Below are 16442 nucleotides of genomic sequence, written 5' to 3'. Positions count from 1 at the left end.
ACTGAAGTTTAAAATCAGGATTTAACCAGCCGGGCTGCGTAAAATCCGTCCAGCCCGCCCAGCCGCGGATCGGCGTTGGGCAAATGGCAGGGCAGGGTACGCAGGTCGCCATCGGCGGTAATAATGTCGTCGAGGCCGGCGATCTCGCTCCTCTCGACCGGCGCGCGGCGCAGGCCTGATTCGCTCGCCAGCAGCGCGGCAATCGCGTGCTCACCTTCCTCCGGCTCCAACGAGCAGGTGCAGTAGATCAGCGTGCCGCCGGGCTTCAGCAGATTGGCGGCCTTTTGCAGCAACCGCTTCTGCAGGGCCGACAGTGCGGCGATGTCGCCTTCCTGCCGCAGCCAGGCGACGTCGGGATGGCGGCGGATGGTTCCCGTCGAGGTGCAGGGCGCATCGACCAGAATACCGTCGAAGCTTTCGGCCTCCACCGGCCATTCGGCGGCGTCCGCGACGACGCTCTCGGCCTGCAAGGCCAGTCGCGTGAGATTGTCGCGCAGCCGCGCGACGCGCGCGGGCGAGCGGTCGACCGCGGTGACGTGCGCGCCGGCCAGCGCGAGCTGGGCGGTCTTGCCGCCAGGCGCAGCGCAGAGATCCGCGACCGCCTTGTCCCTGATGTCGCCGAACAGCCGCGCCGGCAGTGCGGCGGCGGCGTCCTGCACCCACCATTGGCCTTCGGCAAAGCCCGGCAGCATCGTCACGGAGCCCTGCAGCAGCGTGCGCACGGTCCCTGTCGGCAACGTCTCGCCGTGCAGGCGGCTCGCCCATTGCGCGGCGTCCGACTTCACCGTGAGATCGAGCGACGGCTCGTGGCCGAGCGCAAGCGCCATGTCGCGCGCGGTGGCCTCGCCGTAATGCGCAATCCAGCGCGCCAGCATCCATTGCGGCAGGTCCAGCGTCTGCATGCTGGTCTCGTCGATCAGGCCCTGGCCCTCGCGCGCGCAGCGGCGCAGCACGGCGTTGACGAGCCCGGCATATTTCGCCGCGCGCCGGTCGGACTGCACGAGCCGCACCGACAGATCGACCGCGGCGTGATCCGGCACGTCCATCCAGAGGATCTGCGCGGCACCGATCAGGAGCGCGCTCTGCGCGCGCGGCGCATCGGTCGGAATGCCGCGGTCGAGCAGGCGCGACAGCAAATGGCCGAGCGTGCCGAGCTTGCGCAGGATGGTCGACACCAGCCGGCGCATCAGCGCGCGGTCGCGATCGGCGAGCGATTTCAGGCCGGGATGCGCGCCGGCGCCGTCGAGCTGGTCGTCGAGCGTGCGGTGCTTGTGCAGCACGCCGTCGAGGATGTCGGCCGCGATCCGGCGCGCCGCGAGACCGGGGACTTCGGCAGGAACTGCAAATCTTGAAGGGGGCATGAAGCGGAAATATCTCGAAGGTGCTGAGTTACATTCGGCTCATGCCCATCAACTCGAAAACACCTCTGGCATGCGAATATGCCAAATGTAAGAATCGCCTTGCGGGATTTCGCGATCGTGATGCCGTCACTGAGCCAGAACAGAGATACGAAACGCGTAGGCAGAAAGTTTTGCCATGCCTGAGAAATCGCCACCGCCCTCGCCGCCGGAACCCGCGCCGCGCAAGCCGCTGACGCCGGCGGCACAGCGCGCGCTCGCCGAGGCCGAAGCACGGCGCAAGGCGGCCTTGGAGGCCGCCGCGCAGAGCGCGGCCGAGCGGCCGAAGGAATTCCAGGGACCGAAGGGTCCGGAACCGACGCGTTACGGTGACTGGGAGACTAAGGGCATCGCCTCGGACTTCTGACAGTCTATTGGAGTGTCTTGCCTGACGGCCCGACTCAAGCCAATCTGGGAATATGTCCCCACACGAGAGAATAAATGCTTATCGTGGGACGGGGCGTCCGCCTTTCCGCAGGACGGCTCCACGGTCGATTTGGGGCCGCCGCGTCTCGGCGGCGCTGCCGTGGGTGTTCGTTCTCGGGATCGCCGTCGGCAGCACGTTGCCGATCCGTCAATGGGTACACTGGCCGTCGCACTGGTCGCTAAGCCGGTCGCGTGATAGCGACATGGTCTGGCAGCGGGCAGGCGCGCCCGACGTTCGACATAGCGTTGATGTCGTGAGGACGATCGACGGCGACACCTTCGAGGCCCGGGTGCATCTGTTGCCAGGCCCCGACCTGTACACGCGGGTCCGGCTGCGCGGCATCGATGCGCCGGAGCTGAAGGCGTCCTGCGCGCGCGAACTGCAAATGGCGCAAGCAGCGACGGTGGCGCTACGCGATCTGCTCGGCCAGGGCGATGTTGCGATCTATAATGTCGGTCCCGACAAATATCAGGGACGCGTCGTCGCCGACGTCGCGACGAAGAAAACCGACAACGTCTCGGCTGCGCTGCTCGCGGCCGGACATGCGCGCGCCTACAATGGCGGCCACCGCTTCGGCTGGTGCGGATATTTTACGCGCTGAGCAGCAAGTCATGGCCACGACGGCGCAGGACGGGCCAACAAAAAGCCGCGCGGCCGCGCGGCTTTTCTTCGGCGAAGTTTTGCGCGTGATCAGCGGGTGACGACGACCGTCGTGCCGACCTCGACGCGCGAATAGAGATCGGTGATGTCGGTGTTCAGCATGCGGATGCAACCGTAGGAGACGAAGCCGCCGACCGAACCCGGCACGTTGGTGCCGTGGATCGCATATTCGCCGCCGGCCAGCGTCATCGCAGCGACGCCCATCGGGTTATGCGGCGAGCCGCCGGCGATCACGTTCGGGGTGCTCGGCTTGTCGCGCCTGACCTCGGCAGGCGGCGACCAGGCCGGGTTGCGATATTTGCCGTCGATCTGCGTGGTGCCGGCCCACTGCTTGCCGGACCTGCCGACGCCGACCGGGTAACGCATCGCGTGGCCGGAATCGAGGATGAGATAGAGCCGCCGTTCGTTGGTCTTCACCACGATAGTGCCGGGCGAATAGGCATCGCCGTGCATTCCCACCATTTCCGGCCGCGCTTCGGCCGGCTGTGACACGAAAACGCTCGCGCCAAGGGTAACAACAGCCGTGGCAGCCAACGCCACCGCAATCTTCATCGACATCAACCTCTCCACTTACCAACAGCTCCCACGAGGGAGCCAAAAACGAAGGTGCAGAGCCCTGAAAACCGGGCCTGCCGGTCTCACGCGCGCAATATTAACCGCGTATCTTAACCGGGTGGTTTCACACCGGCCGCGAGACACGTCCCGATGGTGGGAGAGAATGAAAAGTTCGGATTAAAGTAAATGACCTGAAAACAACACTTGGCCACAAACGCGCCGCAGTGGCGCCTTGCGTCTGACAATCCCGTGAAACGGGCAATTCCGGAGTATTTCCGAGCGAAATGGGAAAAGCGAAAGGCCGCGGCGGTGATCGCGCGCGGCCCTTCCTTGGTTTCCTGATATTGCCGCCGCCGGATCAGGCCGGTGCGCCCTTCTTGTTCTGGCGGTTGTGCACGAGGTCGTCGACCACGGCCGGATCGGCGAGCGTCGAGGTGTCGCCGAGGCTCGACGGCTCGTCCTCGGCGATCTTGCGCAGGATGCGGCGCATGATCTTGCCGGAGCGCGTCTTCGGCAGACTGGGCGCAAACTGGATCAGGTCCGGCGAGGCGATCGGGCCGATGTCCTTGCGGACCCAGGCGACGAGCTCCTTGCGCAGCGCCTCGCTCGGCTCGGTGCCCTTCATCAGCGTGACATAGGCGTAGATGCCCTGGCCCTTGATGTCGTGCGGATAGCCGACAACCGCGGCCTCCGACACCGCTTCGTGCGCGACCAGCGAGCTCTCGACCTCGGCGGTGCCCATGCGGTGGCCGGAGACGTTGATGACGTCGTCGACGCGGCCGGTGATCCAGTAGTAGCCGTCGGCGTCGCGCCGGCAGCCGTCGCCGGTGAAATATTTGTTCTTGTAGGTCGAGAAATAGGTCTGCTCGAACCGCGCATGGTCGCCATAGACCGTGCGCATCTGACCCGGCCATGACTTGGCCAGGCAGAGATTGCCCGAGGTCTCGCCGTCCAGCGTCTTGCCGTCGGCGTCGACGATCTCCGGTACCACGCCGAAGAACGGCCGCGTCGCCGAGCCCGGCTTCAGCTTGGTCGCACCGGGCAGCGGCGTGATCAAAATGCCGCCGGTCTCGGTCTGCCACCAGGTGTCGACGATCGGGCAGTTGCTGTCGCCGACCACGCGGTAATACCACTCCCAGGCTTCCGGATTGATCGGCTCGCCGACCGAGCCAAGCAGGCGCAGCGATTTGCGCGAGGTCTTCTTCACCGGCTCGTCGCCGCCCTGCATCAGCGCGCGGATCGCGGTCGGCGCGGTGTAGAAGATGTTGACCTTGTGCTTGTCGACCACGTTCCAGAAGCGCGAATTGTCCGGGTAGTTCGGCACGCCTTCGAACATCAGCGTGGTCGCGCCGTTGGCGAGCGGCCCGTAGAGAATGTAGCTGTGGCCGGTGACCCAGCCGACGTCGGCGGTGCACCAGTAGATGTCGCCGTCGTGATAATCGAACACGTATTGATGCGTCATCGCCGCGAACACGAGATAGCCGGCCGAGGTGTGCAGCACGCCCTTCGGCGTTCCGGTCGAGCCGGAAGTGTAGAGGATGAACAGCGGATCCTCGGCATGCATGTGCTCGGCCGGGCATTCCGTCGTCACCATGGCGGCGGCCTCGTGATACCAGAGGTCGCGCGTCGGGTTCATGTCGATCTTGCCGCCGGTGCGCTTCACCACCACGACCCAGTCGACGCCGCCGGACTCCTTAGCGTCGATCTTGGCGATCGCGGCATCGACATTGGCCTTCAGCGGCACCTTCCTGCCGCCGCGCAGGCCCTCATCGGCGGTGATCACCACCTTCGAATCGCAGTCCTTGATGCGCTGCGCGAGGCTGTCCGGCGAGAAGCCGCCGAACACCACCGAGTGGATCGCGCCGATCCGCGCGCAGGCCAGCATGGCGTAGGCGGCTTCCGGAATCATCGGCAGATAGATCGTGACGCGGTCGCCCTTCTTGACGTTCCGGGTGCGCAGGATGTTGGCCATCTTGCAGACTTCGTCGTGCAGCTGGCGGTAGGTGATGTGCCTGGATTCGGAGGGGTCGTCGCCCTCCCAGATGATCGCGGTCTGGTCGCCGCGCTTCTCCAGATGGCGGTCGATGCAGTTCCAGGCGACGTTCAGCACGCCGTCCTCGAACCATTTGATCGAGACGTTGCCGGGCGCGAAGGAGACGTTCTCGACCTTGGTGAAGGGCTTGATCCAGTCGATCCGCTTGCCGTGCTCGCCCCAGAAGCCGTTCGGGTCCTTGACCGAGTGCGCGTACATCTCGCGATATTTGGCGTCATCGATATAGGCGCGCTTGGCCCAGTCGGCCGAAACGTCATAGATCTTCTCGGACATCGTTTTCCTCCACTCCTTGCCGATCGCAAACAACGCGCAGACAAGCCTTTTAATTCAAGCCGTCTTGATCATTGCGGCGATTATGCGTTGTCGCATTCCGGCCCGGCAAGGAAAAAGGACTGTCACTTTCGTCGCGTGGAAACCGCCGGGCATCCCGCCGGATTCCGCTTGTGACAGGACGGCTTACCGCAACGCATCGGTGAGAGAAACCTATGCGCCATCGTCTGCTCCGGGTCACTGGTCTCTTGGTCGTAGTGGTATCGTTCTCTACGCCGCGAGGAGCGTCACCGCGGCAATGTCGGGTACGATGACGATACCCTGATGCCGATTTGGATGGACGGCTTCAGGCACAATTGAACGAATTGTCGGAGGCGGCCGCGATGATCTGCGTCAACAATTGCTCCACCGGCGATCCGTGCGGCTTGACGGTCGGGCCAGCCAGAAACTTGCCAATGCAGTTGGCGGGCTAGCGGTTCAGCCAGCCGGCGGCCGCCGGCATCGGGCAGCGCGCCATCGCGGCATTGCGCACCATGGGCGCGATCTCTGGCCTGATCCGCGCGTGTCCAGCCCAGCCTGATGGGCCTGCCCCAAAACCGGTTCCCGGGCGGCGCCGGCGCCAATTTGAGCGACGCCGGACAGCCCAAAATCAAGGTTAGCGGGCGAATAGCACCCATGAAAGGTAATTAGAGACCGTAGGTAACCGATTCGCGACTCGCAATGTCAGCCTCGACGCCCTAAATCGCCAATCCGAGGCCGGATGGCCCGCCGGAACGAAGCCCGAAGCAACGGCATTACCGGGAGAACAGCGGAACAAGGCGTTTTGCGAGAATGATGGATCAGCAGAATATCGCGGCTGTGCGGCCCGTTTCCGCCGATCCCGCTATCACCTTGGCTAAGGCGCTGGGCCAATGGCCGTCCAAGCCGCCGCGCGCAAAGATCAAGCTCGATGCTCCCGCCGCCATCAAGACTTCAGTCGAGGACTTGGCGCGTGACCTGGGCCTGCGGCTCGGCGACCAGAACGAGCTGACCATTCGCCGCATCAAGCGCGGCAAAAACTATTCTTTCGTTCGCGCCAACGGTTCGCACGTCCGCGACGCGCGCACCATCCGCCGGCTGCACGCGATGGCGGTTCCGCCGGCCTATCGCCAGGTGCGCTATTCCAGCGATCCGAGCTCGCATCTGCAGGCCGTCGGCCGCGATGCCGCGGGCCGATTGCAGTACCGTTATCATGCCGACTGGGAGAAGGTTCGCGAGCAGCGCAAGGCGCATCGCCTGGCCAAGCTCGTGGCGGCGCTGCCGAAGATCCGGCGCAAGGTCTCGGCGTTTCTGTCCGGCGATGAACCGACGCGCGAATTCGCGCTGTCGGCGGTGATCGAACTGATCGCGCGTACCGCGATCCGGCCCGGCAACGAATCCTATGCCCGCCTCAACGGCACCCGCGGCGCCACCACGCTGCTGAAGTCCAATGTCACGCTGGAAGACGATAGCCTGGTGCTGACCTTCAAGGCCAAGGGCGGCAAGGCCGTGCGCAAGGAGTGCGACGCGGCCAAGCTGGTGCGTGCGATCGGGATTCTGCGCGGTGTTCCGGGCAAGCGCATGTTCCAGTATTACGATCGCTCCGGTGTCGTGCGGGCCGCCTCCACCACGGCGGTGAACGCGTTCCTGCGCGAGATCGCCGGCATCAAGATCTCGCTGAAGGATTTCCGCACCCTGATGGCGTCGGCTGTCGTGGTGGAATCGCTGTCGCGGATCACGCCGGCCACCAGCCAGCGCGGCCGCAAGCGCCAGGTGCTGGACGCGATCCGCGCCGCCGCCGATCAGCTTTCCAACACGCCGGCGATCTGCCGCAAGAGCTATGTCCACGACACCATCGTCACCGCCTTCGAGGACGGCATTCTCGAACGCTTCGCCGCGACGATGGGAGGTTACCGCACCCAGAGCAAGCGCGAGCAATTGCTGGCGCAGGTGGTGATGGCGGCCGGGGCGTAAGTCACCGCATCCCTATCGTCGTCCCGGCCAAGCGAAGCGCGAGCCGGAACCCAACCACGAATGTCCAAGATGTAGAACGCTGGGGCCACAGCCCTGTGTGACTGAGAGAGTTGTGGTTATGAGTCCCTGCTTTCGCAGGGACGACAGTAGAGTTCGTGGGACGTTACAGCCCGCCCATCTTGCAGACCATCTTCCATTCTTCCGCGGTCACCGGCTGCACCGAGAGCCGCGAATATTTCACCAGCGCCATGTCGGCGAGTTTCTTGTCGGCCTTGATCGCGGCCATCGTCACCGGCGTCTTCAGCGGCTTGTCGGCCTTGATGTCGACGCAGACGAACTTGCCGGTCTTGTCGGTCGGATCGGGATAGGCCTCCTTGATGATCTCGGCGATGCCGACGATCTCCTTGCCCTCGTTGGAATGATAGAAGAACGCCTTGTCGCCCTTCTTCATGTTGACGAGGTTCTGCCGCGCCGTGAAGTTGCGCACGCCGGTCCAGGCTTCGCCCTTCGCGCCCTTGGCGACCTGCTGGTCCCACGACCAGGCCGACGGTTCGGATTTCACCAGCCAGTAATTCATCGCAACTTACCCCGTTCCTGAACGCCGATTGCGCGCAATCTACAGGCACGCAGATGCCCGCGACAAGCGCGGGCATCTGATCCTGCGCTCACTGCTTCAAATATCGATCGAAGAATTTGGCAATGTCGGTGAACGCCTCTTTCGTCTCGGGCGCATCGACGTTCATCTGGTACTGCGCGTGGGATTGCCCCTCATAGACGTTGAGATCGGCGATCACGCCGGCGCGCCGCAATTTGCGATGGGTGCGAACCGTGTTGCTGAGGAACAGATCGCGCGTGCCCGATGTCAGGATGGTCGGCGGAAAACCCTTGAAGTCCCCGTAGATCGGCGAAATGTAGGGATTCTTCAGGCTGGTCCCGTTTGCATAAAGCTTGGCCGCGCGGCCGAGCCAGCCGTCCCAGGTCACCAGCACGTTGTCGACCCACTCATTGCTCGCGTAGCTGTCGCCGATCTTGTCGATGTCGGACCATGGCGTGCCCGGCGCGATGGCGGCCGGCAGCGGCAGCTTCTCATCCCTCGCCCGCAACACCATCGCGAGCGTCATCGCGCCGCCTGTCGAGGTGCCGAAGATCGCCAGCCGGTGGCGCTCGTGCGACTTCAGAACCTCCTTCCAGACCGCCATCGCGTCGTCCATCGCGGCCGGATAAGGGAAATCCGGCGGCATCCGGTAGTCGATCGAGATCACCTTGAAGCCGCCAAAGCCGGCCATCATGATGGCTTCCGGCAACGCGGCTTCGCCGGGGCCGAATACGTAGCCGCCGCCGTGCACGTGGATCAGCAGGCGGCGCCGGTTCTCGAGCGCGATCTTGTTCGGCGTCACGATGTAGCAGTGCACGCCGGCAAGCCTGGTTTCCTCGACCTTGACGCCGAGCTTCGCCTTCATCGCCGGAATACCCGCGATCAAGAGCTTGGCGCGGCGATCGATCAACTCCTTCCATTCCGCAGGCGTCTTCGGGTCGGCGTTGAAATGCGGCGGATAGGGCGCGCCGATCATCGCCTGCATCTCCGGGGAGACGTCGCTGGTGGGATTGCCGATCGATTTGAGCGGGGCGACCCGCTTGCCGTCACTGGCATTGGCGGCCGCCTCGATCCTGGCAAGGTCATCGTATGAGGCTGCGGTCTGGGCGCGGGCTACCGTGGATGAGGCGGCGAGGGCGACTGCAAGGCTGATCAGAAGGATGGCGCGATGCCGTTGACGCATGGGTCTTTCCCTTGGGGTCCGTTTTTCGATTTGTTCGACCGGGATCCGACGGTTCGCCGCCACGCTATTACGGCGCGCCTGGATCGTGAAGCTCCGCCTCGCTCGCCTGTGACGTGCGCTGCGCCGTCTTGAATGGTCGCGTCAGCAGGCGTCGATTGTTCTGAAATCTGGAATGATCTCTGGCGAAATCTGGCAATTGTGCCGAGGCGCCTTTTCTGTGAACGGGTGCTGGCTCGTCTCGCAGGAGATCACATGCTTATGAATCGCCGCACGTTCACGGTTTTAACCGCAGCATCAGTGGCGACGGCGGCAGTGCTGCCGTACCAGGCGCGCACCGCAGGGCGCCCGCCCTTCAAGGCGATCGCCTTCGACGGTTTTCCGATCATCGATCCACGTCCGGTATTCGCGCGCGTGGAGGAGATGTTTCCGGGCAAGGGCGCCGAGTTGAGCGCCTCCTGGCGCGCCCGGCAGTTCGAGTATGGCTGGCTCAGGACCCTTGGCGGACGCTACACCGATTTCTGGCGCGTCACCGAGGATGCGCTGGTCTTCGCGGCCAGGGCGGCGAAGATCGAATTGTCGTCGGAGCAACGCGACCGTCTGATGCAGACGTATCTGGAGCTGAAGGCGTGGCCCGATGTTCTGCCGGCGCTCAGGCAAATCCGCGCGGCCGGCATGCGCCTGGCGTTCCTGTCGAACCTCACCGTGCCGATGCTCGATGCAGTGGTCATGAATTCCGGGCTTGAGGGGCTGTTCGAGGCCCACCTCTCGACCGACAGGGTTCAGGCGTTCAAGCCCGACGCCCGCGCCTACCAGATGGGTGTCGACGCGTTCGGGCTGCGCAAAGAGGAGATCGTCTTTGCGGCATTCGCGGGCTGGGATGTCGCCGGGGCGAAGTGGTTCGGCTATCCAACTTTTTGGATCAATCGCGCCGATGCGACAGTCGAGGAGCTTGGCGTCGTGCCCGACGGAATGGGATCGGGATTGAGCGATCTCGTCGCCTTCGTGGCGGCGTGACGATCATTCCTCCGCCTTGAATGGCCGTGTCAGCAGGCCCTCGATCGCCGCATCGACAGTCAGCCGGTCGCTCAGGATCGCGGCAACCGCGTTTGACACCGGCATATCGACCTTTTGCGCGGCTGCGAGTTCGCACAGAACCGGTGCGGTGAACGCGCCCTCGGCGAGCTTGCCGACCGGGGCTGCTTCACCCCGCCCGAGCGCGAGGCCGAGCGCGAAGTTGCGCGATTGCGCGGTCGAGCAGCTGAGCAGGAGGTCGCCCAGTCCCGACAGGCCAGAAAGGGTTTCGGCGCGCGCGCCGCAGGCGCGGCCCAATCGCGCGAGCTCGCTGAAGCCGCGGGTGGTCAGCGCGGCGAGCGCGGATGCGCCGAGATTCTTGCCGGCGACAATGCCGGCTGCGATCGCCAGCACGTTCTTGGCCGCGCCGCCGATCTCGACGCCGCGCACGTCGGTGGTGTGATAGGGCCGGAAGGTCGCCGAGCCGAGCGCCTGCACCAGCGCCCTCGCCAATGTCTCATCCCTGGTGGCCAACGTCACCGCGGTCGGCAAGCCGCGCGCGACGTCGTCGGCAAAGCTCGGTCCCGACAGGATCGCGGGCACGGCACCAGGTGCTGCTTCCGCGATCACCTCGGTCATGAATTTGTGCGTGCCGTGCTCGATGCCCTTGGCGCAGGCGATCACTGGCGTGTCAGATTTGAGATGCGGCGCCAGATGGCCGACCGCGGCGCGCAAATGCTGCGCCGGGGTCACCGCGAGGATGATGTCTGCGCGCGCCGCTGCGGCGATATCCGACGTCACCATGATGCTGGGGTGGAGTTGAACACCAGCCAACCTCGGATTGACCCGCGTCGCCTGGATCTGCGCGGCATGCTCGGCATTGCGCGCATACAGCGTCACCTTGCGCCCGGCGCGTGCCGCGACATCGGCCAATGCCGTGCCCCAGGCGCCGGCACCGATCACGCTGACTGACTTATGCGCGGGCATCAAAACCCTCGGTTCAATGTCCGGCGCGGCTATTGGCGTAGCCGGCCGGCGCCTTGGCGTTGGCATCGAGCAGCCAGCGTGCGCGCGGCGGCGCTTCCATCGTGTCGGTGAGGCCGAGCGCCATCCGCTCGGCGCCGGCCCAGGCGATCATCGCGCCATTGTCGGTGCAGAGCGCCGGCGGCGGGATGATCAGCGTGGTCTGCGCTTTTGCCGCCACATCCTGCAGCGCGCTGCGGATGGCATGGTTGGCGGCCACACCGCCGGCCGCGACCAGCGCGCGCGGCGTGCCGAACCGCTCCTGGAACAACCTCAGTCCGACGCTCAAGCGGTCCGCGGTCGATTCCAGCACCGCGGCCTGAAAACTTGCGCAGAGATCGCTGATGTCCTGCGGCTCGAGTGGCTCCAGCCGGCTCGCTTCATTGCGCACCGCCGTCTTCAATCCCGACAGCGAGAAGTTCGCATCGGGGCGGCCGAGCATGGGGCGCGGGAAGGCAAACCGCGTCGGGTCGCCGCCGGCGGCCGCGCGCTCGACCTCCGGCCCGCCCGGATAGGGCAGCGACAGCATCTTGGCCACCTTGTCGAACGCCTCGCCCATTGCATCGTCGACGGTGGTGCCGAGCCGCACATATTCGCCGACGCCGACCACGGCGACGATTTGGGTGTGGCCGCCCGACGCCAGGAACAGGCAATAGGGAAACGCCAACGCGCAGGTCAGCCGCGGCGTCAGCGCGTGCGCCTCGAGATGGTTCACCGCGATCAGCGGCGTATCGTGTACCATCGCGATCGCCTTCGCGGTGGTGAGACCGACGATCACGCCGCCGATCAGGCCGGGGCCTGCGGCTGCCGCGACCGCCGACAATTGTCCGTAGCCGACGCCGGCCTCTTTCATCGCGGAGGCGACGATACCGTCGAGCAGGTCGACATGGGCGCGCGCCGCGATCTCCGGCACCACGCCGCCGAAGCGGGCGTGCTCGTCGGTCTGCGAGCGCACCACGTTGGAGAGGATTTTCGCCTGCCCGTCAGCCTGGCGCTCGACCACGGCGGCTGCGGTCTCATCGCAGGTGGTCTCGATCCCCAACACCAGCATCGGTGGTTCGTGTCCCAATTTCGGCCCTTGTGCTACCAGCATGATCCGGACAGGCCGGAACCGGTTTCCGGCAAGATCATGTTCATCAAAATGTCCCCTCCGGGGTAGCATTGCGAGGTCTTAAAGTGCAATCGGTCGGCAAGGTTGAATTTACAGGGCTGGAGGCCTGAGGCGTGACCATCCTTGTCACACGACCGCATCCGGACAATGACGCGACGCTCGCGACGCTGCGCCAACGCGGCTTCGAGGCCCTGTCGGCGCCGGTGCTGCGCTTCGAACCGTTGCCGTTCCATGATGACGACGATGCGGACTATGACGCGGTCATCCTGACCAGCGCCAATGCGCTGCGCGCGCGCGATCTCGCCGGCAGCCGGCTGCTGCGGTTGCCGCTGTTCGCGGTCGGGGCGCACACCGCCGAGGCCGCGCGCGCCGCGGGCTTCGACAAGGTGATCGTGGCCAAGGGCGATGTGGCGCGTGACGCGGTGAGCTTGCGCGATCTCGTGCTCGCGCGGGTCAAGGCCGGCGAACTGGCGGCTTCGGCCACGCTGCTCTATCTGGCCGGCGCCGACCTGTCGCGCGATCTGGCCGGCGAACTCAGCGAAAAGGGGTTGACCGTCGTCACCCACACCACCTACCGGATGGCGCCGGTGGCCGGCTTCCCAAGGGAGGTCAGCGACGCCTTCATGGCGAACCGGATCACCGCGGTGCTGCATTATTCCCGCCGCAGCGCGCAGGCGTTTCTGGGCGCAATACGGGCCGACGGTCTAGAGATTTCGGCGCTGGCCTTGCCGCAATGCTGCATCTCGGCGGCGGTCGCCTCGGTGCTCCATGACGCCGGCGCGACCAAGGTGGTGGTGGCGGCGCGGCCGGACGAAAACGCCCTGCTGGAGGCGCTCGGCCGCACCTTGCGGCCATCGGCGGCATAATTCTTTCGTCTCACCATGATGTTAGGCAATGCCCGGTTTTTCGGATCGTGCTCTAAGAACTGGGGCCGATTCTGGTAGGATGTGCGGCCAGTAGTTTTGAGGACCCTCGCGATGGCTGAAGATAGGCCCGACGACCCAGGACCTTCGCCGGATTCCCGGCCCAAGCGCGCGCCGCCGACCATCGACCTTCAGGCGACCAAGATCTCGAGCGAACCGCCAAAGACCGAAGGGACCGAGGAAGCCGCCAGGGAAGGTGTCAAGGAAGGCGTCAAGGATGCTGCCAATGACGCTGCCAAGGCGTCTGCGGACGCAGCCGCGCCTGAGGCGGAGCCGCAAGGCGACCCCGCACCTCAACCGGAGCCGCAGCCCGCGACCGCCTCGGCCGCGCCGGAAGCCGAGCCGTCGAGGCCGGTATCGCCCTGGGTGGTGGCGCCGGTGTCAGGCGCGGTCGCCGCGGCGCTGGTGATCGGCGTCGGCTGGCTGCTCGGCTGGCCCGCGGTGCAGCCTGTGTCCGCGCCGCAGCCCAATGCCGCAATGGTCGACGACCTCGGCATGCGCCTGACCGCGCTTGAATCAAAAGCCGGCAGGTCGGCCGCTGCGGCCGCCGATCCCGCGGCGTCGGCACGGCTGGAGGCGCTCGACAAATCGATCGCCGCGCTGCGCACCGAACTCGCCGCAACGCGGGCGCAGTCCGACAAGCTTGCCGCTGCCGTCAACGACGCGAAGACCGCGCCGCGCGATGGCGCGGCCCCGCCCGACATCTCCGGCATCACGGCGCGCATCGACAGGGTCGAGGGCGCGGTGAAGGCGCAGGGCGCCGCGATCGCCAAACAGGACGGCAAGATCGCCGACAGCAAGGCCGAGGCGAAGGCGGACGATGTGCCGCTGCGCCGCGTGGTTGCGGCATCGCTGCTCGATGTCGCGGTTCGTCACGGCGATCCCTATGGCTCCGCCCTCGACGCCGCGAGGGCGATCGCCGACAATCCTGACGTGCTGAAGCCGCTTGAAGTCTTCGCTGCGTCAGGCGTGCCGAATCCGAACGCGCTGTGCCGCGAGCTGATCGAGATCGTGCCGCGACTTGCGCCGCCGGCGCCTGAAGCTGCGGCGGCCAGCGCCGGGCTGGTCGATCGTCTGAAGGCCGGCGCCTCCAATCTGATCCGCATCGAGCGGACCGACGGCACCGGCAGCGATCGCGGCAGCATCGTCGCGCGCGTGACATCGGCCGCCGTGCATAATGATCTCGCATTGACCGAGCGTGAATTGAAGTCGCTGTCGCCGGCCGATCGCACCGCGGCGCAAGCCTGGCTCGCCAAGGTGGACGCGCGCCGCGCCGCGCTCGACGCGTCGCGTAAATTTGCCGACAACGCCATGGCGGCGCTCGCCACGGTCAACCAGTAAGTCTTTGCAATAGGTTCTTGATGATCCGGATCATTCTGTTCCTGCTGCTGATCGCGCTCGCTGCAGCGGGTGCCGCCTGGATGGCCGATCAGCCCGGCGATCTCGTGTTGTCGTGGGGCGGTTTGCGCCTCACCTCCAAGCAGCCGATGTACCTGCTCGGCCTCGTCATCGTCATTGCGATGATCGCCGGCGTGATCCTGCGCGGGCTGTGGAAGATCCCGGGCCAAATCCGCCGCAGCCGGCGCGAGCGGCGTCACGCGCGCGGACGTCACGCCATCACGCAAGGCCTGCTCGCGATCGGGCATGGAGACTCTTCTGCGGCGCGCGCGCATGCCGAAATGGCGCGGCGCCATGCCGGAGGCGATCCGCTGGCGCTGTTGCTGCATGCGCAATCGGCGCAGCTTGACGGCGATCGCGACGGCGCGCAACGCGCCTTCCGCGCCATGGCCGAGCGCGCGGACACGCGGCTGCTCGGCCTGCGTGGTCTGTTCATCGAGGCGCAGCGCGCCGACGATCCGGTGGCGGCCGTGATGATTGCCGAAGAAGCGCTGAAAATGTCGCCGTCCTCGTCATGGGCCTCTCATGCGGTGCTCGGCTTCTGCTGCGCCAAGGGCGATTGGGCCGGCGCGCTGTCGATCATCGACAACAACCAGACCGCCGGATTGATCGACAAGGCGACCTATCGGCGGCAACGCGGCGTGCTGCTGACGGCGCGTGCGCTGGAGTTCGAGACCATCGACCGCGATTTGTCGCGCTCGAGCGCGATGGAGGCGCTCAAGCTGGCGCCGACGCTGATTCCGGCCGCGGTGCTGGCGGCCAAATTCGAGAGCGAGGCGCATCAGCTGCGCCGCGCGATGCGCATCGTCGAGACCGCGTGGCTGGCGCAGCCGCATCCCGATCTCGCCGATGCCTATTCGCATGTGCGGCTCGGCGATTCCGCGCGCCAGCGCCTGGTGCGCGTCGAGACGCTGGCGGCGAAAACACCCGGCCACATCGAAGGCGCGCTGGCGATCGCCCGCGCCGCGATCGATGCGGCCGAATTCGCCAAGGCGCGTGCGGCGCTGGAGCCGTTCACAGCGGCGCCGACGCAGCGCGTCGCGCTGTTGATGGCCGAGATCGAGCGCACCGAGCATGGCGACAGCGGCCGGGCGCGGGCCTGGACCTTGCGCGCGGTGCGGGCGCTGCACGATCCGGTGTGGACCGCGGACGGCTATGTCTCGGATCGCTGGCGTCCGGTGTCGCCGGTCAGCGGCCGTCTCGATGCCTTCCAGTGGCAGACCCCGGTCGCGGCACTGCCGTCCGACAAGGGCCATGCGATCGAGCCCTCGCCGTTCGAGGAGGCGATGCTGGCGCCGCGGCGGGTCGAGCCGCCAAAGGACGTGGCCGGCGAGCCGGCGGACGCCAGGCCGGCTGAGCCGGTCGAGGTCAATCCGGTCGAGACCAAGCCGGTCGAGACCAAGCCGGTCGAGATCAAGCCCTTGGAGCCGGCCGTACCGACCGTGCAGGACAACGCCCCGCTGCCGGCAGCCCTCGAGGCCGAGCTGGCCCCGGCCGAGCCCGCCCCGCCGGAGCCGGCTCCGCCGCCAGCCGCCGAATCGGCAGCCCCCACAGCGGCCCCCCTGTTCCGTTCCCGGACCGACCTGCCCAAGGCCGCACCGGCGCCGATTCCGGCCGTGATCCCGATCGTCCGGGCCCCCGACGACCCCGGGATCGACGAGGACGGCGCCGTGGACGAATTTGCGGAACAAATCGGCCCCGCCAAGGCCCAGACGGGCGGTTGGCGCGGATTTCTGTCACGTTTGGGAAGCTGATTCGCGGTTAGGTAACGGCTGTGCGGTTCAGTAACCGCGTTTTCCTTGCCAATCGGGGTCATGCCCGATATCAGGTGGCGCGTTGTCAGG

General features: G+C 66.1%; 14 protein-coding genes. 7 read left to right on the top strand and 7 right to left on the bottom strand.

Annotated elements, in window-relative coordinates:
* Window positions 1-14: 14 nt before the first annotated feature.
* Window positions 15-1361, bottom strand: coding sequence for an RsmB/NOP family class I SAM-dependent RNA methyltransferase (locus tag ABIB78_RS32465; RefSeq protein ID WP_429032161.1), 1347 nt, complete (start codon window positions 1359-1361; stop codon window positions 15-17).
* Window positions 1362-1536: 175 nt separating this feature from the next.
* On the opposite strand from ABIB78_RS32465, the gene ABIB78_RS32460 reads away from it, so the two are divergent.
* The gene (locus tag ABIB78_RS32460) at window positions 1537-1764 is read left to right on the top strand and encodes a DUF1674 domain-containing protein (RefSeq protein ID WP_429032159.1); all 228 of its coding nucleotides are present in this window, start codon (window positions 1537-1539) and stop codon (window positions 1762-1764) included.
* A gap of 52 nt (window positions 1765-1816) precedes the next feature.
* Window positions 1817-2425 (top strand): thermonuclease family protein, encoded by a 609-nt coding sequence (locus tag ABIB78_RS32455; protein WP_429032156.1) that lies wholly within the window; start codon window positions 1817-1819, stop codon window positions 2423-2425.
* An 89-nt stretch (window positions 2426-2514) separates the two neighbouring features.
* On the opposite strand, the gene ABIB78_RS32450 is transcribed toward ABIB78_RS32455, so the two are convergent.
* Together ABIB78_RS32450 and acs are read right to left on the bottom strand one after the other, a co-directional pair.
* A complete protein-coding gene (locus ABIB78_RS32450) occupies window positions 2515-3042 on the bottom strand; it encodes a L,D-transpeptidase (protein WP_429032154.1) in 528 nt (175 codons plus the stop codon).
* Window positions 3043-3397: 355 nt separating this feature from the next.
* Window positions 3398-5365, bottom strand: coding sequence for an acetate--CoA ligase (gene acs / locus ABIB78_RS32445; RefSeq protein WP_429032151.1), 1968 nt, complete (start codon window positions 5363-5365; stop codon window positions 3398-3400).
* 828 nt (window positions 5366-6193) lie between these two features.
* Here acs and ABIB78_RS32440 point away from each other — a divergent pair.
* Window positions 6194-7354 (top strand): DNA topoisomerase IB, encoded by a 1161-nt coding sequence (locus tag ABIB78_RS32440; RefSeq protein ID WP_429032148.1) that lies wholly within the window; start codon window positions 6194-6196, stop codon window positions 7352-7354.
* 163 nt (window positions 7355-7517) lie between these two features.
* Here ABIB78_RS32440 and ABIB78_RS32435 read toward each other — a convergent pair whose 3' ends face one another.
* Window positions 7518-7931, bottom strand: coding sequence for an EVE domain-containing protein (locus tag ABIB78_RS32435; protein ID WP_429032146.1), 414 nt, complete (start codon window positions 7929-7931; stop codon window positions 7518-7520).
* 88 nt (window positions 7932-8019) lie between these two features.
* A complete protein-coding gene (locus ABIB78_RS32430; RefSeq protein WP_429032144.1) occupies window positions 8020-9132 on the bottom strand; it encodes an alpha/beta hydrolase in 1113 nt (370 codons plus the stop codon).
* Between the two features lie 252 nt (window positions 9133-9384).
* Between ABIB78_RS32430 and ABIB78_RS32425 the strand changes: the two genes are divergently transcribed.
* On the top strand, window positions 9385-10146 hold the full coding sequence (locus ABIB78_RS32425; protein ID WP_429032141.1) for a haloacid dehalogenase type II: 762 nt from the start codon (window positions 9385-9387) through the stop codon (window positions 10144-10146).
* 3 nt (window positions 10147-10149) lie between these two features.
* On the opposite strand, the gene ABIB78_RS32420 is transcribed toward ABIB78_RS32425, so the two are convergent.
* Window positions 10150-11130: an NAD(P)H-dependent glycerol-3-phosphate dehydrogenase gene (locus tag ABIB78_RS32420; RefSeq protein WP_429032140.1), complete on the bottom strand. Its 981-nt coding sequence runs from the start codon at window positions 11128-11130 to the stop codon at window positions 10150-10152.
* Window positions 11131-11143: 13 nt separating this feature from the next.
* Entirely contained in the window at window positions 11144-12217 is a 1074-nt protein-coding gene (tsaD, locus tag ABIB78_RS32415; protein WP_429032138.1) for a tRNA (adenosine(37)-N6)-threonylcarbamoyltransferase complex transferase subunit TsaD, read from the bottom strand.
* 173 nt (window positions 12218-12390) lie between these two features.
* Between tsaD and ABIB78_RS32410 the strand changes: the two genes are divergently transcribed.
* The 3 genes from ABIB78_RS32410 (at window position 12391) to ABIB78_RS32400 (ending at window position 16352) form a co-directional block, all read left to right on the top strand.
* A complete protein-coding gene (locus ABIB78_RS32410; protein ID WP_429032136.1) occupies window positions 12391-13143 on the top strand; it encodes a uroporphyrinogen-III synthase in 753 nt (250 codons plus the stop codon).
* A 111-nt stretch (window positions 13144-13254) separates the two neighbouring features.
* The gene (locus tag ABIB78_RS32405) at window positions 13255-14541 is read left to right on the top strand and encodes a COG4223 family protein (RefSeq protein ID WP_429032134.1); all 1287 of its coding nucleotides are present in this window, start codon (window positions 13255-13257) and stop codon (window positions 14539-14541) included.
* Window positions 14542-14561: 20 nt separating this feature from the next.
* The gene (locus ABIB78_RS32400; protein ID WP_429032133.1) at window positions 14562-16352 is read left to right on the top strand and encodes a heme biosynthesis protein HemY; all 1791 of its coding nucleotides are present in this window, start codon (window positions 14562-14564) and stop codon (window positions 16350-16352) included.
* Window positions 16353-16442: the final 90 nt, after the last annotated feature.

This window comes from Bradyrhizobium sp. I1.14.4 (genome assembly GCF_050435825.1).
Taxonomy (GTDB): domain Bacteria; phylum Pseudomonadota; class Alphaproteobacteria; order Rhizobiales; family Xanthobacteraceae; genus Bradyrhizobium.
This window is presented reverse-complemented; position numbering and strand designations above follow the sequence as displayed.